This is a genomic window from Marinobacter zhejiangensis (assembly GCF_900114775.1).
In the GTDB taxonomy this organism is placed as follows: Bacteria; Pseudomonadota; Gammaproteobacteria; order Pseudomonadales; family Oleiphilaceae; genus Marinobacter; species Marinobacter zhejiangensis.
This window is the reverse complement of sequence record NZ_FOUE01000001.1, coordinates 723674-744154: the sequence shown is the minus strand read 5'-3', so window position 1 is coordinate 744154 and position 20481 is coordinate 723674. Positions and strand designations below refer to the sequence as shown.

The following is a 20481-nucleotide window of genomic DNA, read 5'->3' as shown; positions in this document are numbered from 1 at the left end:
GCCTCGCGGATCTGGCACCTTCAATAGTTACCAACATCGGCCATCGCCAACCCTACCCGGGACTGGTTTTGCCGACCCAGAGCCTGGCAAATCCAGTGGCCGGTCTGCGCCAGCGCTTCTAGGTCTACCCCCGTTTGGATCCCCAGCCCCTGCAGAAGATACAACACGTCCTCCGTCGCCACATTACCCGCTGCCCCCCGAGCGTAGGGACAGCCGCCCAGGCCGGCCACCGAGCTGTCGATAATGGAAACACCCTGCTGCATCACCGCATACAGGTTCGCCAGAGCCTGGCCGTAGGTATCGTGGAAATGGGCGGCAAGCGCCTCAACCGGCACCCGCTTCGCCACCACGTCCACCATCTTGGCCGCCCGCAGTGGCGTTCCCACTCCGATGGTATCCCCCAACGATATTTCATAACAGCCCAGGTCGTAGAGGGCTCCAGCCATCTCTGCCACCGCCTCTGGAGCCACCTCACCGTCATACGGACAGCCCAGAACACAGGACACGTACCCCCTCACCCGAAGACCGTGAGAACGGGCGGCGGTCAGCACCCCAGCAAACCGGTCCATGCTCTCCGCCACAGAGCAGTTGATGTTTCGCTGCGAGAAACTTTCCGAGGCCGCGCCAAAAACCGCAATCTCTTCCGCGCCCGCCTCCAGCGCCTGCTCCAGCCCTTTCAAGTTCGGTACCAGCACAGGAAAGCGGACTCCTTTTGGCTTCCGAATGCCGGCCAGCACTTCTGCGCTTCCGGCCATCTGAGGCACCCATTTGGGGGAAACGAATGCACCCGATTCAACGCGGCTCAGGCCGCAGGCCGCCAGCCGGTCAATCAACGAGATCCGGGTCTCAACCGAAAGCACCCCACGCTCGTTCTGGAGCCCGTCTCTGGGCCCCATCTCGACAATCGTCACCTGGTCTGGAAATGACATACCCTGGTCACGCCCTCATCTGCTGGAGGCACTCTTCGGCGATGTCCACCCGGACTTTGCCCCGGGCAATCAGCTCACGGGCAACCGCCTCAATCTCAGCCCCGACCGCCCCGGCCATCACCGCGATATTTTTCGCATGCAACGCCATATGGCCCTTCTGGATGCCGGTGGTCGCCAGCGCTTTCAGGGCCGAAAAGTTCTGGGCCAGCCCAACCGCGGCAAACACCCTGGCCAGCTGGTCAGCACTGTCCACGCCCAGAATGTCCAGCACCACCTGGGCGGTGGGGTGTGACTTGGTCGCACCACCCACCAGGCCCACCGCCAGGGGCATTTCGATGGTGCCTACCAGGTTGCCGTCCCGATCCACCTCAAAATGGGTCAGCGAACGGTACTGTCCGGACCGGGCCGCGTAGGCGTGAGCCCCGGCTTCCACCGCCCGGGTATCATTGCCAGATGCCAACACCACCGCGCTGACTCCATTCATTATGCCTTTGTTATGGGTGGCCGCCCGATAGGGATCAATGTGGGCAAATTCGTAGGCAGAGATGATGCCGTCACGCACCGCTTCGCCCCCGATGGCGTCCAGAGTCCAGGTCGCCCTGGCCCGTGCGAGCCGGCGGTCCGCCAGATTCGACAGGATACGCAGGTAAGGGCGGCCACCGGTCCATTGCGCGATCAAGGGAGCAACGGCCTCAGCCATGGAGTTCACCGCGTTGGCCCCCATGGCATCACGGGTATCCACGATCAGATGGGTCACCACCATCGCTCCGCCCCGCGCTTCGTTGAGCACCCGCACCTCAAGATCCCGGAAACCACCACCGTGCTTGAGCAACACTGGGTCGGTGTCATCGCACACCTGCTGTATCTGTGCCTTTTGCTCCAGGATCCGTAGCCGCGCAAATTCCGGGTCGGGTACCTGGGTCAGCTGAATTTGGGCAATCATCAACGAGCCCGACATCGACGTCACAAACCCGCCCGAATCCCGGCACTGCCTGGCCGCGTTACACACCGCGGCCACCACCGACGATTCTTCCGTCGCCATCGGGATCAGGACGTCGCGGCCGTCCACGATCATATTAGTGGCAACTCCCAAGGGGATGTTCATGGTGCCAATGGCATTCTCAATCATGGAGTCGGCGATGGCGGCTTCCAGATTACCGGTATTGGCGAGATGCTCCGCCGCATCCGGGGTCAGTCCGGAAATGTCCACCAGCTTTGCCAGCCGGTCAGCCATCGGCAGATTGTGGAATCCCGAAATACGGGAGCTGTGGGTTTGCATAATGTGGTCTCCAGAAAACATCAGTGGGTCAGCCGCTGGGACAGCTGGTCAGGCAACCAGGTCACCAGATCGGGGAACAGGAGGAACAGAACAAGCGCGCTAATCTGCAGGCCGAGGAAGGGAAGAATGGCCCGATACACCGTGCCCATCCCAATCCCCTCAGGAAGCACGCCCTTGATATAGAACAGCGTGTAACCAAACGGCGGGGTGATGTAGGCCATCTGGGCGGTGATCAGAAACAGCACGCCAAACCAGATCGGGTCGAAGCCAAAGGCATGGATGATGGGCATGAAGACCGGTACGCACAGCAATATGATGCCGATTTCGTCCAGAAACAGCCCCAGGAACACCAGAATGCTCATCATCGCCAGCAACACCAGCCAACGGTTGACCTCCAGGTTGTCGATGAAGGACAACAGCGAATCGGCTCCGCCCGTGCCGGTGAAAATGGACACAAAGATTTTAGCCCCGATGGTGATCCACATGATCATAGTGGTCACCCGGAGTGTGTCCATCGCCGCCGCCCCCAGGTTGGCCGGAGTGCAGGTGCCCTGCAGGGCCGCCGAAACGAGAGCCCCCAGAACCCCCACTGCCGCTGCCTCGGTGGGCGTCGCAATACCGGTGTAGATGCTGCCGAGAACGCTGAACACAATCAGAGTGGGCAGAATCAACGACTTGAGGGACGCAAGCCGCTCCATCAGCGACACCTCGTCGGACGCCGCCCTCGGCGCAAGGTCCGGGTTGAGCATGGCCCGAATGACGATGTACGACATGTACAGCCCCGCCAGCACCATACCGGGCACAATGCCAGCGGCGAACATCTTACCCACCGACACCTGCGCCGTTGCGGCGTACACAATCGTGATGATCGAGGGCGGAATGAGGATTCCCAGCGTGCCACCGGCGCAGATCGTGCCCAGCGCCAGCTTCTCGTCATACCCCCGGCGCAACATGGAGGGCAACGCCAGAATGCCCATGGCCGCCACAGCGGCCCCGACAATGCCGGTCATCGCGGCCATGACCGTGCAGATGGCCACGGTGCCGACGGCCAGACCACCGGGCAGCCGCCGGAACCAGAGCTCCATGGCCCGATACAAGGCATCAATGATGCCTGATCGTTGCAGCACGCTAGCCATAAGAACGTACAGAGGGATCGCCAGCAACACATCCGAGGTCATCACGTCGTAGGTCTGCAGGACTGACAGCACCAGGGCATCGGATCCCCAAAGCACAACGGTGAACACCACCGCCAGGGTAATCAGCACAAACGCCAGTGGCATCCCACTCAACAGCAACAGCAGGAGGGAGGCAAACATCAGGGACAGAACCAAGCCTGAACTCATGACAGCGCCTCCGTGCCGGCGTCTGGCCCGGACTTCAGGCCTCGCTGAATAGCCCCCCAGGTTTCCGCCAGCGCTTGTAACAGCAACAACAGGAACGCCACGGGGATCAAAACCTTCACAGGCCAGACCGGAGGGTTCCAGGCCGAAAAAGAGGTTTCCCTGGACTCCAGGGCATTCATCGCCACCGGAATGCTCTGATCTATGACAATCACACAAATCACCGCGATTAGCGGATAGATCACCGCATCCACCCAGCCCGCCAACCGGGCAGGGAGCTTGCTGTGCAGAATATCAACGTTAACGTGGCCAGCCGTATGCAGCAGGTGGGGGCCCGCCAGCATGAAGTAGGGGCCCAGCAACAGCGTCGACAATTCCAGCGCCCACACCGTAGGCGCATCAAAGAAATACCTGGCCACCACTTCATAGGCGATGGCACCGACCATGACAAATACCAGGAGCGAAGCAGCCACCGCCAACCAATGGTTCAGGCAGGTCACCGCCCGGCAGTAACCGTGAAGAATAAACATCGGAAGTCCTCAATCGGGATGAGTCGCCCGGCAGGATTGCCGGGCATCAGTCGAGCGTCCGGGTCAGGCGTCAGTCAAGAAGCCCCAGCTCTTGCATGAACGCGACCTGGCTCTGCAACACCCGCTTGGCCAGCTCATTGTCACCGGCCGCCTGTCTCCAGGCGTCGACCGCCTCGCGGCGCCCTTCGGTAATCACCTCCGGCTCCAGATGAATGACGTTCACACCCCGCTCCTCAAAGGCTTCCAGGGCCACGGCATCCTGCGCCACTATGTGCTGCCGGAGCGACACCGAGATTTCCCGGGCAGCGGTCTCAAGCGCCGCCTTGTAAGCATCCGGCAACCGGTCGTACGCACGCTGGTTTGCAACGTAGCTGGTTGCGGTGGTTGGCTGATGGAAGCCCGGGACAATGACGTAGTTCGCCACTTCATCCAGTCCGGCTTCCAGGTTGGCCGTCAGGTCTCCCCGGTCAGCGAAATCAATCACGCCCTTTTCCAGGGCCTGATAGACCTCTGCCGTTGGCAATGGCGTTGTGGAAACACCAAACGCGCCCATGACCGCACTGGACAGCCCCACAAACCGACCTTTCTTACCCTTGATGTCGTCCAGACTATGGATCGGGAACGTGGCATGAATGGGCTCCTGGCCATAAACCGTTGGCGCTATGTAGAACAGCCCGGCCTGGGCATAGGCTTCCCGAGCCATATCCAGGCCACCGCGCTCATAAAACCAGGCTTCGTACTGGTCTGACTCCGGAAACCCGAACGGCACCGTGCTGGTGAATGCAAAGGCGGGAATTGCGCCGGCTTCGTAGCCATCGAAGGTTTTCATCAATTCAAAGGCGCCACCTCGCACCGCCTCAAAGGCACCGGAGGAAGGGACCAACTGGCCGCCACCAAACAGGCGGATGGTGAACTTACCATCGGTCAGTTCGGCCACCCGGGCCACAAATTTCTGTTCGAATTCATAGGGTGTGGTTCCCGCATCCCATAGGGCCTGCATGCGCCAGCTGACCTCAGGGTTTTCCTGGGCATGGGCATTAACGGACAGGGCCATGGTGGCGGCAAGGGCAAGCGCAGGAACGTGCCGGACACAATCCGACAGGCGCTGAATCAGCGGCAGCTTCATTATTTTTCTCCATCTTCATGTTGGCGCCCGGCATCGTCATGATGGTTCGGGCAGCGGCTTATTCTTGTTAGTCACAGAACATCAGATATTGAATTCTTATGGTACAAAGCACACAGTGAAATTAGGACAGTTGTATAAAATGAACAAGTGACACTTATGGCATCTGTACCACGGACTGTACCAGTCATAAAGCTGGTACACTTCCCAGAAAAGGAGAAAAGACGATGGCGGGGCAAACGTCCAAAGCGCAGCAAATTGCAAACGCACTGATCGCCCAGATCGAATCCGGACAGCTACCCCCCGGCGCCCGCCTGCCATCCATTCGGGTCGCCGCACAAAGCCATGGGGTGTCAAAAAATACCGCCACCGACGCCTATGACAGGCTCGTCGCGACCGGTTACATCAGCCCCCGTCGTGGTTCCGGCTTCTATGTGCAGTCCGCCGCCCCGAGCCAACCGCTGCCCCTCACCGGGCACGTCTCGGAAGCGATTGATCTGGTGTCCCTGCTACGGGAACAGCTGAACCAACATTACAAAGTCCGGGCCGGGGACGGCCGGCTGCCCACCGCCTGGATGGAAAGTTCGGAAATGGCTCGCTACCTCAAGCACTCGACGAGCAGCAGCGATGATAGCGACGACTTTGAATACGGTCGCCCGCAGGGGCTGCTGGTACTCCGGGAAGACATCTCCCGGGCGCTGACCGACCGCGCCATACTCGCCAATCCCGACCAGATCCTGATGACCTTCGGCGCCAACCACGCCCTGGACCTGATCGTCAGACATTTCGTTCAGCCCAACGACACTGTGCTGGTGGAAACCCCTGGTTATTACCCCATGTTCGGCAAGCTAAAGCTCCAGAAAGCACAGGTAGTAGGCATTGACCGACTCAGCGATGGACCGGATCTGGATATGCTCGAGATGATGGTTCGTCAGCATCGCCCGAAACTGTTCTTCGTGCAGCCCATGGCGCACAACCCCACGGGCACATCGATGTCGCTCCAGAAAATGCATCGGTTGCTCACGCTGGCGGAGAAATACGACCTGGTGATTATTGAAGACGACCCGTTCGCCGATATTCTGCCGACGGGAACGCCACATCTGGCTTCGTTGGATGCCCTGAACCGGGTGATCTATATTGGCACTTTTTCCAAAACCCTGTCGGCCAGCCTTCGTTGCGGCTACATCGCTGCCAACGCCGCCCTCATTGCCTCGTTGACCGACATCAAAATGCTGACCGTCGTCAGCACCTCAGGAACCACTGAGCGCCTGGTTCACGAAATGATCGTCCGCGGCCGCTACCGGCGCCACCTGAAACGCCTGAGGGACCGGGTCGCCAATGCCAGTACAGACGCCTTGGCCGCGCTCAGAGAGATCGGGTTCGACAACATCGAACCCTCAACCGGGGGGTATTACCTTTGGTGCCCGTTGCCCCAAGGGGTGGACAGCATCGAGCTGGCTCACACCGCCGCCAGAGAAGGGATCTTTTTGGCGCCGAGCAGCTTGTTTGAGTTGTCCGAAAACCGACGTCCATCGGCCCTGAGAATCAACATCGCCCACGCCAACAACCACATCCTGCTGAATTTCCTTCAGCGGGTTCTGGCACGGGCCCGTTAATCCGGGCCCCGAAGGTTCCGGGGCCCGGCAGGCATCAACTCCGGGGCAGAAGCTCTGCCAACGCCAGCTGCTCGCGGATCTGGTCCAGAGCGTCGGGGTTGGCCAGGGCATCTCGGTTGTCGCTGCGGGCCGCACCGTTGATCAGCCGGGCCACGGCCAGTTCCACCTTTTTACCGCTGCGGGTGTAGGGAATATCCGCCACCGGCACAATATGCCTGGGCACATGCCGCGGACTGGCGCCTTCCCGGATACGCTTGCGCAGCCGCGCCACCAGTTCTTCATCAACGGAGCAGCCATCGGCGGCCACCACCAGCAGCACGACTTCCACATCGCCATCGATCTGGCGGCCAACAACGAGGCTGTCTTTGATCGCCGGTTCGGTTTCCACCTGACGGTAGATTTCTGCCGTACCGATACGTACACCGCCTGGATTGAGGGTGGCGTCAGAACGGCCATAGATAATAGCGCCGCCGTGCTCGGTGAATTCAATGAAGTCGCCGTGCGCCCAGACCCCGGGGTAGGTGTCAAAATAGGCGTCGTGGTAGCGGCTGCCATCGGCATCATTCCAGAACGACACCGGCATGGATGGAAGGGGCTGCCGACATACCAGCTCGCCCCGGCCCTCACTCACCGGTTCACCGTTGTCACCATACGCCACCGCATCCACGCCCAGGAAACGGCACTGGATTTCCCCGCGACGTACCGGCAGCAGCGGTGTGGCACCAACAAAACAGCCACAGATGTCGGTTCCGCCGGCAATCGATCCCAGCAAGGCGGTCGGCGCACCGTCGCTGTAGATCCAGTCGTAGTCCTCCGGCAACAGCGGCGAGCCGGTGGAAAACACCACCCGCAGGGCACTTTGATCCAACTCCCGGGCCGGGGCCAGGTCGGCTTTGCGACAACCGGCAATGAAGCGGGCACTGGTACCAAAGTGCGTCACCTTCTCATCAGCCACGGTCTGCCACAGGAAGTCCAGGCTGGGGTAACCGGGCGAGCCATCCACAGTGATCACGGTAGCGCCGGTTAACAGGGCGGATGCCTGCCAGTTCCACATCATCCAGCCACAGGTGGTGAAGTAAAGGAAACGGTCCTCAGGCCCCACGTCACCGTGCAGCATCAATTCCTTGGCATGGTTGACCAGCAGGCCGGCGTTGCCATGGACGATGCACTTGGGCTTTCCGGTGGTGCCAGATGAGTAGAGGATGTACACCGGGTGCTCAGGCGGCATTGGAGTAAACGAAGGCGCCTGTCCCTCACCAAAGGCCAGGGCCTCCTCCCAGGGGGTGACTTTCTCACCCTGAAGGTGATGCTGGTCTGGCAGCTGCTGGACGCTGATCACCGCCTTCAGGCTGGGCAGGCTCGCTGCCAGCCCTTCAAAATCGGCCTGGCGGGCAAATACCTTGCCGCCGTAGCCGTAACCGTTCACCACAATCAGTGCCGACGGCTCAATCTGGCCAAAACGGTCCTGGATCGCGCCGATACCAAAATCCGGTGACGCCGAACTCCAGACCGCGCCCAGGCTGGTTGTCGCGAGCATTCCCACCAGCGCCTCATAACCATTGGTCACCACACCGGCTACCCGGTCACCGGCACCGATTCCCCGGGCGCGAAGGAAGGCTTCGAGGGCACCGCAATCCCGTTTCAGGTCCGCGTAGCTGCGACGCAGTACCGGCCGGGTTTCACAATAGGCGACCACCGCCTCCTTGTCCGCGTGTTCGCCCTCGGCCAATCGCAGCAGGTTGGCCGCAAAGTTCAGCCGCATGCCCGGAAACCATTCCGCCCCCGGCATATCCCGCTTGCCCAGAACCCGCTCAGCCGGGGTATCACAACGCAGACCACAGAAGTCCCACACCGCCTGCCAGAAGCTTTCCAGGTTGTCGATCGACCACTGGTGCAAGGCATGGTAATCAGCAAACGGGCCATGCCCCTGGCCTTCCAGTGAATGTTTGAATCGGGCCATCTGGCTGTTCGCCAGCACCTCGCTGGAGGGTGTCCACACCACCGGCGACTGTTCGGTATTGCTCATTCCTTTCTCCTGCGTAATGCCTGTCCTGCTCAGGCTCTTGTTCGGTAACCGGACTACTGCATGTGCCAGCCGTGACTGACCACCACCGACTGTCCGGTCAGGGCAGCGGATGGGAAGGCCGCCAGATGAACCGCCAGTTCGGCCACGTCATCAACGGTGGTGAACTGGCCGTTCACCGTATTCTTCAGCATAACCCGGCTGATCACCTCCTCTTCGGAGATACCCAGTTCCCGGGCCTGTTCCGGAATCTGCTTGTCCACCAATGGCGTACGGACAAAGCCCGGGCAGATGATGTTACTGCGCACTCCGTGTTCCGCGCCTTCTTTGGCCACCGCGCGGCAAAGGCCCAGCATACCGTGCTTGGCCGACACGTAGGGAGCTTTCAGCGGCGAAGCCTCCAGGGAATGCACCGACCCCATGTACAACATGGTGCCGCCGCCATTGGCATACATCTGCTGCAAAGCGGCACGGGTGACCAGGAACGCCCCACCCAGATGCACATCGATCACTTTCTGCCAGTCGGCATAGGCCAGTTTGTCCACCGGGTCGATATGTTGGATACCGGCGTTGGCCAGGGCAATATCAAGTTTGCCCCACTCCCGCACAATCGCCGCGACACCATCATTGACGGCTTCCTCGTTGGTAACGTCCATCGCCAGCGCCATGGCGGTTCCACCGTCGGCTTCAATAGCACGGGCGGCGCTCTGTGCGGCCTCGCCATCCAGGTCGGCGACGGCCACCCAGGCCCCTTCACGGGCATAATGTTCGGCAATGGCGCGGCCAATGCCGCGAGCGCCCCCGGTAATCAGGGCACACTGATTCTTCAAACGCATATTGTTGTTCTCCTTAATCGTACGCCACGCTTGGCAGCCAAGTCGCAATCTCCGGCACCAGGAAAACAATCACCAGGGCCACAAGCTGGATGAGAATGTAGGGCATCACACCCCGGTAGATGTCGCTTACCTTGATCTCCGGGGGCACCACGCCCTTGATGTAGAACAGGGCAAAGCCCACCGGCGGTGTCAGGAACGAGGTCTGCAGGCACATGGCGAACAGGATGGTGAACCACACCAGATCGAAACCCAGCTGCTGCACCACCGGCGCCACCAACGGCAGCACGATGAGGGTGATTTCGACCCAGTCGAGGAAGAAGCCCAGCAGGAACACCCCCAGCAGGATGGTCAGCACCACACCGTAAGGCCCGAAAGGCAGGCCAAGCAGCGCACCTTCAATCACCTCATCGCCGCCCAGCCCCCGGAGTACCACCGAGAAAGCCGTCGCTCCAAGGAAGATAGCGAAAATGAACGAAGCGGTTCGGGTCGTCTGATACAGCGACGATTTCACCACACCCAGCTTCAGGTTGCCGGCGGCAAACGCCAGCACCATCGCACCCAGGGCGCCAACCCCTGAGGCCTCCGTCGGCGTCGCTACTCCGGCGAAAATGGAACCAAGCACTCCAAGGATCAGCGCCGCAGTCGGAATCACCGCCTTGAACACGTCCCACAACGCCGCCAGGTTGACCTTCTCCATGCCCTCCGGCACAGGAGCGATATGGGGCTGGAACAGCGGTCGGATCATGGCGTAACCCACGTACATGGCCCCCAGCAGCAGGCCAGGCATAAAGGCCCCCATGAACAGGTCACCAACCGACGCCTCTGGCATGGCCAGCCGGTCCGCCATCAGCACCAGCATGATGGAAGGGGGAATCAGGATACCCAGGGTTCCGGTGGCACAGGCGGTACCGACAGCGAAGCCCTTGTCGTATTTGCTCTCCATCATCGCTGGCAGCGACAGCATGCCCAGCAGCACCACCGATGCGCCGATAATACCGGTGGTGGCCGCCAGCAGCACCCCGATGACGATAACCGTGACGGCATAGCCACCGCGCACCGCCCCGAACAGCCTAACCATACTTTTCATCAGACGCTCGGCAATGCCGGACTGGTCCAGCATGATGCCCATGAAGATGAACATGGGGAGGGCAACCAGGGTTTCGTTATCGACTATTCCCCAGATCCGTTCCGGCGCGAGCCCCATGGACGATGAGTAATCGAACCAGAGGTTGGCGCCAAACTGCTCCACTGACACCACGCCGATCACGGTCCAGATTACCGCGGTCCCACCAAGCACCCAGGCTACCGGGTACCCGGACATCAACAACGCTCCAAACGTCAGGAACATTCCGATTACATATAGGGTTTCCAACTCCATCAGACAGCCTCCCCGGACTGATTATCTGTCTTGGTGCGCCGGATCGGGCGCGGGAAGCCGAACAGCAGGGCGGTGACCTTGAGCAGGCGTGACACCGCCGCCAGGGCGATCAGCGAAAACGAAATGGCGAGGATGGCCTTAAGAATCCAGCGGTGGGACAACCCTGCCGGTGCCGGGCTGGTTTCACTCACGTTGTAGGCACTCACCGCGTAGGGGATCATCTCGTAGATGGCAATCACCAGGAACGGCAGCAGCAACAGCAGGATGCCAAACAGCTCAATCCAGCCCTGGGCTTTAAGCCCCAACCGTTCATGGATCACGTCCACCCGGACATGGTCATCAACCACCAGGGTGTAGGCCAGGCCCAGCAGCCAGCCTACGCCAGCCAGGTGCCACTGCAATTCTTCCAGCATCACCGATCCCTGGCCAAAGACGTAGCGGCTAACCACCGCATAGATAATGATCAGAGTCACCACGATCCACATCCACGACGCCAGTTTGCCGATGCCGGTCAACAGGCCGTCGACCCACCGGCTCAGGCGGGTATCGGGTAATTCGGTGTGGTGATGGATAAGTTCATCGGCGTCGGACACAGACGCATGCTCGGGCACGGTCATGGAATCAATCCTCTCTCGGAACCCAGGTACGGCAGGTTCCGGTTACTATCCGGTTACGACAAGGTGTGGATGGCGACAGCCACCATCCACACGGGGTGAGGTGCACCGGAATGACCCGGTGCGACGGTGTTGATATCCGCGATCAGAGGTCGCTCGGCAGATACGCTCGGCTATCCCACACCTGATAGGTTTCCATGAACTCCTGCTGGCTCTGGTAGACCCGGGCAAAGTCAGCATCTCTTTCCGCTTCTTCCTCAAGCACCTGCTGGGTAACTTCCTTCAGCTGCTCCAGTACTTCCCGGGGAATCTGGTCAGCGTGAACCCCTTCATCCTGGAAGCCGGCCAGAACCGCGCCGTTCAGGTACTCGCCCTCGGCCAGGCCACGGGTGGTGGCTGCAGTACAGGATGCCTCGACCAACGCCTTCTGGGCGGCCGTGGTGTTTTCCCACTCATCGCCATTGATCAGCAGGTACTGGGCGGTGAACTGCTGGTGCCAGCCGGGGAACAGGTTGTACTTGACCACCTGCTGGAAGCCCAGGATCTGGTCAATGGCCGGCATGGAGAACTCGGTCGCATCAATGGTGCCCTTCTCCAGGGCCTGGTAGAGCTCGCCACCGGGCATCATGGTGACGGAGGCACCCAGGTGCTCCAGTACCTTGCCGCCAAGACCGGCAAAGCGGATTTTCATGCCCTCGTAGTCGTCCAGGGATTCGATCCTGTCGGAGTACCAACCGGCGGTTTCAGGCCCGATGATGCCGCAAAGCTGGGCATGCACATTGAAGTCCTTGTTGGCATAGACTTCCTGCAGCATTTCGTGGCCACCGCCGTAGTAGTACCAGCCGATGTAGGCCCACGGCTTCATGCCGAAGGGAACCGCGGCGAACAGGGGTACCGCCGGGACTTTGCCCTGGTCGTAACCAATCCAGGTGTAGCCAGTCGGCACCTTGCCGTCAGACACTGACTGAAGAATATCGAAAGGGGGAACCAGCTCGCCGGGCTCGTAGACACGCACCTGGATGCTGCCATCGGAGGCCGTGGTCAGGTTCTCGGCAACCCAGGCTGCGGGCGACCCCAGACCGGGCAGGTTGGTGGCAAAGGCGACAGGCATTTTCCAGCGCAGGTTATCGGCGTAGGCGGTACCAGTGGACAGGGCGACCGCAACAGCAACCCCGGTGATGGCCTTGGCAAGTTTCATCGATAAGTCTCCTAACATTGTTCTTGTATGTTGCCAGCCGGTTCGAGAATCCCGACGGGCCTGGACTGAGTGTAGTCAGCCAACAGAGGAAACAAAAAAGACGGAAAGGAGATAATCCTGGGTTTGGCGCCGTTTATTGTTTTCTTCGTTGTACTGACGTCCTGCACACCGACAAATGCAGGGGCTGTGCCATTCAACGAAAAACAAACAAAAACAATGCGTTATATAAATATTGAAATCTTATTCAGTAACCGCTTGTCTGGCTCACCGGACAGCCTTAGACACTAGTCGTAATGAGCTGTACGGATTCCCGGACATCTGTCCGGAATTCAGGGCATCTTCGCCAGCTTTTCATAGAGCACCGACCGGGAGATGCCCAACAGTTTGGCGGCACGGGTACGATTACCACGACTGGCCACCAGGGCGTCTTCAATGGCCTGGGCTTCGGCTTCCGCCAGGGTCTGGGCCAGCGGCCGAATCGGGCGGGGTACCGCCGAGGGAACCTTTCGAGCACCGTTGCGGGGTAGCACCTTGAAGATGGCATCGGCATCCAGCAAGCCGTTGTCCTCCCCCATGGTCAGGGCCCTTTCCAGAACGTTACGCAACTCCCGGATATTACCCGGCCAGTCATACCCGCTCAGGGCCGCGACCGCAGCGTCGGTAATCTCACCCCGCAGCTCATGGCCCTGGCACAGGTCTTCAAGAATCGCTTCACACAGAACCCCCAGGTCCGGGATCCGGTCTCTCAGCGGGGGGATGGCAATTTCCAGTACGTTAAGGCGGTAATACAGGTCCGAGCGGAAGCTGCCCTCGGCCATCATCGATTCAAGGTTGCGACTGGTAGCGGCGATCACCCGCACATCCACGGACACCACCTTATTGGACCCCAGAGGTTCAATCTCGCCTTCCTGCAGGGCACGCAACAGCTTCGCCTGCAACGCCAGCGGCATATCACCCACTTCGTCGAGGAACAGGGTACCGCCATTGGCGAGCTGGAACTTGCCGTCACGGTTGCGACGATCGGCACCGGTATAGGCGCCCGGCGTAACACCGAAAAACTCCGCTTCCAGCAGGTTTTCCGGAATGGCCGCCACGTTGACCCCGACGAACGGCTTGTCGGCCCGGCCAGACATGGCATGGATGGATTGCGCCAACACTTCCTTGCCGGTTCCGGTTTCTCCCAGCAGCAGCACGGGCATGTCACGGCCCGCCGCCAGGCGGGCACGACGTTTGACTTCCAGCGCCGCCGGACTGGCTCCAACGAAGTCACCCAGACTGTAACGGGTGCCCCGGGTCTTGCGGGCCAGTGCCTTGCGGGCAGCAAGGAGGTCCTGATAGAGACGACGGTATTTGCTGACCAGTGGCGTCAGTGGTTGCAAGTCATCGTAGAGCACAAAGGCGACGGCTCCGAGGATCGCTCCCTGCTCGTCGAAATAGGGCAGCCGGGTCACCACCAGCTGCTGACTGTCATGCTCCATGATGTCGAGCAGCAGGGGCTGGCCGGTTTTGACCACCTCGTGCATGCGGGTTTGGGGAATCACCCCACGCACGTCCTTGCCAATCGCCGCCTGCGGGTTCTTCAGCCCAAGCAACGAGGCATAGCTGGCGTTAATCCAGGTGATACGGCTGTCACTGTCGACAGCAATGGCCCCGGCACTGGCCTGCTCGAACAGTGGGAACAGGGCCTCGATTAAATCTCGCGTCGGCCCGATGTTATTGTTATCGATAAACGATTTGGGCATGAATTGGCTGCGGTCTGGAATAAAGTCGGTCATGTTGGCAAACCTGCCGTATCAGTTGTCCGGAAACACTGACACTGTCCAGAGAGTATATGGGGGAAGTGGGGTTGGCAATCGCAACCCGCCCCCACTTTAGTGGAGGGGCGGGTGCGGTTTCACAGTGGCCGGATCAGAAGTTGTACTGGCCGGCAAACATGATTCGGCTGGCATCGCCATCGTCGCCGTTGACGTTTTCACGCTTGAAGTAAGCGTATTCCACGCCCATCATCACGTTCTTCACCGGGCTCCACAGGTAGTTGGCCATCAGGTTCTGGTTGGTTTCGCTCTTGCCACCGACAGCAACCCCATCGGCCTCGGCGTCATCCCAGTCCACGGTCACCAGACCATAGCCAATGTTGGCCTTATTGCCGCCGCCCAGATCCAGACCCACGCCGACAGAACCGCCATAACCGGCAATGCTCTCCAGGTCGCCACCGAGCACATAGGCATCCTCGGCACCAAAGTTTTCGCCGGAACGGTACAGGTAGGAGTTGGCGCCGTCGGTGTAGGACACGGTCCCCTGCAGGGTCATCATGTCACCGAGCGCCATTTTGGCAGCCGCAAAGGCGGCGTAGCCGATGATGCTGTCGTCGGCAGTCCCGGTGTCATAGCCGACTTCCTGGACCAGCGCTGCCGCAGAATAGGAAAGCCCGCCCGCAGAATCTTCAAAGCGTGCGGTCAGGGTGGGCAGGCCCTGCTTGCCGCCAGAGGTGACACCTGCACCGTCAATAAAGTTGGTGATCGGCTCTTCGGCGGAGATCGACAGGGCGCCGGTGGTGTAGCGGGCCTGGGCGATGCGGCCCTGAAGCCCGGCGAGACCGGCCAGGGAGTCGAAGTCCAGAGTGGTAGTGTTACCCACAAAGCTGTTGTAGTTGGACCAGGTCTGACCCAGCAACACACCCTTGTACTCACCAAAACCATGGCGCAGGCGCAGGGTGCCGGGACGGAAGTCCCCTTCCACCACTACTTTTACCCCTTCCGGCGAGGTTGCCCGCAGTCCCAGGCGGGTCTGTACGGCGTCAGCGCCAAAATGGCCGGTCACTTCATTGTCTTCGGCCGCACCGGTGTTAATGGCTGAGAAAGCACCAGCCCGGGTGGAGATGCCAATGTCTTCGTCGATATCGTAGGTTGCGTTGAAGCGGGCATAGCCGTACAGCTCTGCCTTGTAGTCACCGGCACTGAGTTCGATCGCTCCGGCCTGGCTGGCAATCGCCAGAGCCAACAGGGATACAGAGCTACGCACGATATTTTTGTTTCGCATTCGAGTTTTCCTTTCTTGTTGGTAATGCCGGTGGCGACCACCAGCCGGTCAGGACGGGCCCCGCCGCGGCCCGTCCTCTCTGTCCTGCCTGTGCGGCAGGGGGGTGCGGCGGCACCGGGTGAATCAGTCTGGAATTCGAACCTGGTTGTCGACGAACTGGATGCGGTCAGACTCCTCCGGCTCCGCCAGCACCGGCGGTAGGTTGGTCGCGGTCAGCGCAGGTGCGCCAGCCCCCCGGGGCACGGTGCGAACCACCTGACTGGGCGGCAGGGCGACACCGTCCTTGAGGTGCGACCACATCAGATCGAGGGCCTGGATGTAGTAGTGATGAAGAGGCACGTAACGCTCATTGAAGCCGGGGAACGCATTGAACGCATCCAGGTGATGGGCATTCAGTACCTCGTAGTAACGCAGGCCGGAGTCGCCCCCTTCCACTCGCTGGTTCAAGCCCACATAGGGGCGGGAGGTATGGTTAATGGGCAGGATGGCGTCGGCACGACCAGTCACAAACACCGCGGGTTTGCCCTGCAAGTCACCACTGGCACGGATACCTTCGATGCCATCGGCAATGGCCTGGGCCTGTGCAGCGGCCGTCCCGGTCAATACCTCACCGCTGACCGCGTCGGTCCCGGCTGCCAGGCTGCGCAGGCACAACAACGCATCCAGGCCAAAATCCGCCAGGCCACTGCTGTTGGACACCGCCTGCTTGAGGTTGGTGGCGCCACCACTGGCGTCGTCATAGACCTGGTTAACCCCAGCGGTAGGAGGAATACCGTTGCTGGCAGAGAACAGCGCCGCCTCCTGCGCGGCTCCCAGCGGCGTAACCAGGCCGCTGCCATCGGTCGCCGCCAGGCTCAGGCCACAAAGCCGGTCGGTGACCGCAAATCCGCCATAGGCGTTGGCGTAGGTCATGGCAATGCTCTGGGCCACCGAGGCGCCGAAATGGCTGGGTGCCACCAGGTTCTGCTCCGGCTGGACGCCAAAATCGTCATTCAGGATGCGAAGGGCATCCGTTGCCTGCTCATCCAGGGTTGCACCAGTCACCAGCCCCTTGGCGGCCAGGGCCGTACAGATGTTTTCATTGACCGTGACGTCATTCAGGATGGCATTGAACGGCGCCAGGTCACGGATTGCCGGGGCCCGGTTGGCACAGCCCTGATACACCGCCAACGCGGTGGTGTAATCCAGCAGACTGCGGCTATGGTCGCTGATCACCGCACCGTTGCCCTGGCGAATGGTAAAGCCGGCATCAACCAGTGGGTTGACGTTGGGCTCGGACACCGCCACACCATCAATCAACCCTTTCTCGTCCTGCTCCGCCGCCCGAACCGAGGCACCACCGCCGTTGGAGACACTGGAGGCGATCACCAAGGTGTTGTTCGGTTTGATGGTCACCACCCGCTGGCCGTTACCGGTTTCCTGACCGTGCAGCTCATTGAGCACGTAAAATCCGACTTCGATGGACTGCAGTACATTCAGCCCCCAGTCCGCTTCCGGATTGGCGCCGGAATGCGCATGCTTGAAAGCCATGCGATCCGGGTAGGCGGCGTTGAAGGCATCCCGGCCGGCATCATCCAGCCGGACCCGGTACTGGACCGGCTCATCGCCACTGGCGGTCAGGGTGCCATCCAGGCGCTGGGCGGTACCCGTCTCCAGGTTATAGCTGCCCGTGCCCGTGCCCTTATCGGTATAGACAACCGCACAGCCCTTTTTCAGCCCCCACTCACCGGCGGTACCGATAGCCCCATAGACGCCTCGGGACCCGGAAGACGGAGCAGTGACCATACAGGGCTGGTCGGGGTCAAAGCTGTCGGGAACCTGAACCATGACCGTCACCGGGGCGAGTTCATCGCCGGAGTCGATGAAGGCGAGGTACTCGTCACCTGCGATCAACCCCTCACCCTCAGCACCAACCTGAGGACCGAACCAGGTGCCATAGCCACCACCGGGCGCTGTATCGACCAGGGCACGGTAGTTGTTGTAAATGGCCATACGGCGGAGTTCAATCGGGGTTGGGTTGAGGCTGTCGGCAAACGCCGGCGGTACCGCACTGGCCAATCCGCTCGCTCCCAGCCCAGCGGTCAGCAGGTCATCGGTGACACCATCGTAGTGTTGCTGGCTGATGGTTCCGGTCAGGAACCCTGGCTTGTGATTGAAGGCCGCTCCGGGAATATCCTCTTGCTTGCAGCCATTGAGGGAGAGTGCGACAACGAGTCCCGCCGGTACGGCGAGCAGTGCGCGAATAGTCATGGTCGTTTCCTTACAGTCTTTATTGTTGTTAAAAAGGCGCACCGGAAAAAGGAAGACGCGAAAAACACCGGGCGCTGCCGGGCTTATGCGCATCCCATGCCAATTTTTAATTCACAACAAAAACAATAGGTTAGAGTTTTTCTCCAAAGACCTATGAGCCCCTTGTCCGGGATCTCGGACACCCGGAGTAGCCAACCGGCGCTTGACCATGGCTTAGCAAAGGCCCGAACGCCGGGGCTTACCGGGAATCAACAAAGAACGTCTGGAAAACCGGACTGTGTCCGGTATATCGGACAGACCACCGGAACAGGGGCATTGAAAGGAAAGGAAATTGGGGCTTAAATCGATTCTGTCGATTGATAATAATCAAACAAAACGTTTTTTGGTGTTACGAAAAGGTGGCATAGTATCGAAGATAAACAGTACCGGAGATACACGTTACCGGTGATTATTCAGACAGGTTGCTTGCTATGACAGACGCAATCGACAGCGACATCGTATCCCTGTCTTCCTCCCCCTGCCTGCTGACACAGCAGGACCCGGAACTGGCACAGCTTCAGCCAGCCGCCCAACAGCAAACCGTGATGCACAGCCTGTGCCGGGTGTTTGGCGTTCGCCCACCGGATGGCACACTGAATGGCGACCATCTCTTGCTGACCCAGCTTTGTACCTTGTTCCAGAAGGACGTGATGGACGCCGACACCGAGCTTGAGCGCCACCAACGCCCCTGGTCCCGGGTTTACCTGGTCCAACACGGTGTACTGCGTCTATTCCGCGAATCACCTTCGGGTAAGGTCTCCATCCACCACTTTTTTGCCGAGGGCGACATTGCCTGGCCGGTCTTTGGCCGCAGCCGCACCGTGCGCAATACCTTGTGCCTGTCCACCGTGACCCCCTGCACCCTGTGGGTGGCGGACTTCCATGCATTTCGTGATGTGCTGCGAAACCACTGTGAAGGCAAGTGGGCGCGCTTCGCCCTGGCATTGACTGAAGAATTGGCAGAGCTGGCCACCAAGCGGGAGTTCCACCGCCAGACCCTGTCTGCCAGGGAGCGCTACGACCAGATGGTGACAGACTATCCCGAGCTGATGGCGAGGGTGCCTGATTTTCAGCTGGCGTCCTGGCTTGGCGTAGTGCCAGCCACCTTTTCCCGGCTCAAGAAGGGACGCTGCTGACCACCCCTTCGTCCTGCGAGCGACGCCAGACCGGGTAGGGAATACCCGCCAGCCGGTTAATGACAAACGCCTGAGCCACCAACAAGGATACCCCCGCCATCAAGACCGGCAGCTGGGCCGGATGAGGCATCAAGCCCAGGGAAACGATCAGCGCGGTCGCACCCGCCGGTGGGTGAGGAATCCGCAGCAGCACCATCAGGCACCCCGTCAATCCCAGCGACACTGCCGCCGCTCCAACCCGGGCCAGATCCACGCCGGAGGCCAGGGCCGAAGGCGCGTCATGCAGGCCAAACAGGTACAGGCTGAACAGGCCCGTCAGGGCCCCAACCAGGTGGCCACACATGGTATTACGGGGAGAGGCTGGTTCGGCCAGCGGAACATGGAACAGGATGAAGGCGGTGGCCCCCAGGGACGGAAAGATGAACGCCTGCTGGGTCATCAGCGCCACCAGTGAAATCAACGCAATACTGATCCCGCCATTGATCAGGTTGAATCCCGCCAACACGGTCTGGCGACTGTAGCGCTCGGACAGCCGCTCCAGATGCAAAGTTCGCAGTACGCCGCTGACCAATTGCCAACGAACGCGATCGTTTTGGACGCCCATGCCCAGCCACTCTGTATGCACAAAAAAAGGGCGCTCATGCTAGGGCAAGATTCCGCCAACCCGCAACCCGACACCGCCTTCGGCACTTGATCTTAATCAAGTCGGTGTGGCGACCAACAATGGCAGGGCAGAGCCGGACTAGGCTCAGAGACGGATGAACGGCATCAGGCTCAAAAAGATGATGGCGGCAATCGCCAGGCTGGCAGCGACCGTCGTTACCGGTTTTTGCCGCAAGCGATACCAGATTCCCCCGGCATTGCCCTGGATCAGGTCCTGGCGGTAACGTTCGCGCTGCTTGATCTGACGCTGCAGCTGATATTCCTCCAGCAGCGCCCGTGCCCGCGCCGCCTCATCGTCGTCATGAACCCAGAACCCGCCCATACTGATGCCCCAGCGGCTGGGTGGAGTCTCGTAGTAGGACACCTCGTTTCGCTCGAACAGCTCGCGGATTTCATCGGCTTCGTCATCGGGAACATGACGCAGGTTCATCAGGTGATGTGGCATGACAACTATGGCATCGGTAGCGGAGATCCTTATATTCTAGAGG

The 20481-nt window shown here is 60.4% G+C and carries 17 protein-coding genes; 2 read left to right on the top strand and 15 right to left on the bottom strand.

The features are described 5' to 3' along the window. Positions 1-20: 20 nt before the first annotated feature. The 5 genes from BMZ67_RS03295 to dctP all read right to left on the bottom strand — a co-directional run bounded on the left by BMZ67_RS03295 (position 21) and on the right by dctP (position 5204). Positions 21-929 carry a hydroxymethylglutaryl-CoA lyase gene (locus tag BMZ67_RS03295; RefSeq protein WP_092020469.1) on the bottom strand — a complete coding sequence of 303 codons (909 nt, stop codon included), beginning with the start codon at positions 927-929 and terminating at the stop codon, positions 21-23. Positions 930-936: 7 nt separating this feature from the next. Beyond that, positions 937-2229, bottom strand: a complete 1293-nt coding sequence (locus BMZ67_RS03290) for a hydroxymethylglutaryl-CoA reductase, degradative (protein WP_092020468.1) — start codon at positions 2227-2229, stop codon at positions 937-939. Beyond that, positions 2229-3551 (bottom strand): TRAP transporter large permease, encoded by a 1323-nt coding sequence (locus BMZ67_RS03285; protein WP_092020467.1) that lies wholly within the window; start codon positions 3549-3551, stop codon positions 2229-2231. Before BMZ67_RS03285 ends, BMZ67_RS03290 begins: the two co-directional genes overlap by 1 nt. Then, entirely contained in the window at positions 3548-4078 is a 531-nt protein-coding gene (locus BMZ67_RS03280) for a TRAP transporter small permease subunit (protein ID WP_092020466.1), read from the bottom strand. The genes BMZ67_RS03285 and BMZ67_RS03280 overlap by 4 nt, the downstream gene beginning before the upstream one ends. Before the next feature lie 70 nt (positions 4079-4148). Further along, on the bottom strand, positions 4149-5204 hold the full coding sequence (dctP, locus tag BMZ67_RS03275; protein WP_092020465.1) for a TRAP transporter substrate-binding protein DctP: 1056 nt from the start codon (positions 5202-5204) through the stop codon (positions 4149-4151). Between the two features lie 224 nt (positions 5205-5428). On the opposite strand from dctP, the gene BMZ67_RS03270 reads away from it, so the two are divergent. Further along, entirely contained in the window at positions 5429-6817 is a 1389-nt protein-coding gene (locus BMZ67_RS03270) for an aminotransferase-like domain-containing protein (protein ID WP_092020464.1), read from the top strand. A gap of 34 nt (positions 6818-6851) precedes the next feature. Here BMZ67_RS03270 and BMZ67_RS03265 read toward each other — a convergent pair whose 3' ends face one another. From BMZ67_RS03265 to BMZ67_RS03230, 8 genes are all read right to left on the bottom strand, one after another. After that, on the bottom strand, positions 6852-8843 hold the full coding sequence (locus tag BMZ67_RS03265; RefSeq protein ID WP_092020463.1) for an acetoacetate--CoA ligase: 1992 nt from the start codon (positions 8841-8843) through the stop codon (positions 6852-6854). A gap of 53 nt (positions 8844-8896) precedes the next feature. Next, a complete protein-coding gene (locus tag BMZ67_RS03260) occupies positions 8897-9676 on the bottom strand; it encodes a 3-hydroxybutyrate dehydrogenase (protein ID WP_092020462.1) in 780 nt (259 codons plus the stop codon). Positions 9677-9689: 13 nt separating this feature from the next. Next, positions 9690-11054 (bottom strand): TRAP transporter large permease, encoded by a 1365-nt coding sequence (locus tag BMZ67_RS03255; RefSeq protein ID WP_092020461.1) that lies wholly within the window; start codon positions 11052-11054, stop codon positions 9690-9692. Further along, positions 11054-11671, bottom strand: coding sequence for a TRAP transporter small permease subunit (locus BMZ67_RS03250; RefSeq protein WP_092020460.1), 618 nt, complete (start codon positions 11669-11671; stop codon positions 11054-11056). The genes BMZ67_RS03255 and BMZ67_RS03250 overlap by 1 nt, the downstream gene beginning before the upstream one ends. A gap of 142 nt (positions 11672-11813) precedes the next feature. Beyond that, a complete protein-coding gene (locus tag BMZ67_RS03245; RefSeq protein WP_092020459.1) occupies positions 11814-12866 on the bottom strand; it encodes a TRAP transporter substrate-binding protein in 1053 nt (350 codons plus the stop codon). A gap of 329 nt (positions 12867-13195) precedes the next feature. Next, positions 13196-14608 carry a sigma-54 interaction domain-containing protein gene (locus tag BMZ67_RS03240; protein ID WP_092020913.1) on the bottom strand — a complete coding sequence of 471 codons (1413 nt, stop codon included), beginning with the start codon at positions 14606-14608 and terminating at the stop codon, positions 13196-13198. A gap of 166 nt (positions 14609-14774) precedes the next feature. Further along, on the bottom strand, positions 14775-15905 hold the full coding sequence (locus tag BMZ67_RS03235) for a DcaP family trimeric outer membrane transporter (protein ID WP_092020458.1): 1131 nt from the start codon (positions 15903-15905) through the stop codon (positions 14775-14777). A 123-nt stretch (positions 15906-16028) separates the two neighbouring features. Further along, positions 16029-18155, bottom strand: a complete 2127-nt coding sequence (locus tag BMZ67_RS03230; protein ID WP_245749850.1) for a D-(-)-3-hydroxybutyrate oligomer hydrolase — start codon at positions 18153-18155, stop codon at positions 16029-16031. Between the two features lie 470 nt (positions 18156-18625). Between BMZ67_RS03230 and BMZ67_RS03225 the strand changes: the two genes are divergently transcribed. Beyond that, positions 18626-19330 carry a Crp/Fnr family transcriptional regulator gene (locus BMZ67_RS03225; RefSeq protein ID WP_092020456.1) on the top strand — a complete coding sequence of 235 codons (705 nt, stop codon included), beginning with the start codon at positions 18626-18628 and terminating at the stop codon, positions 19328-19330. On the opposite strand, the gene BMZ67_RS03220 is transcribed toward BMZ67_RS03225, so the two are convergent. Continuing rightward, positions 19311-19934, bottom strand: a complete 624-nt coding sequence (locus BMZ67_RS03220) for an HPP family protein (RefSeq protein ID WP_092020455.1) — start codon at positions 19932-19934, stop codon at positions 19311-19313. The two genes, BMZ67_RS03225 and BMZ67_RS03220, sit on opposite strands and share 20 nt — an antisense overlap. Before the next feature lie 144 nt (positions 19935-20078). Continuing rightward, a complete protein-coding gene (locus BMZ67_RS03215; RefSeq protein ID WP_092020454.1) occupies positions 20079-20438 on the bottom strand; it encodes a DUF6164 family protein in 360 nt (119 codons plus the stop codon). Between the last annotated feature and the right edge of the window lie 43 nt (positions 20439-20481).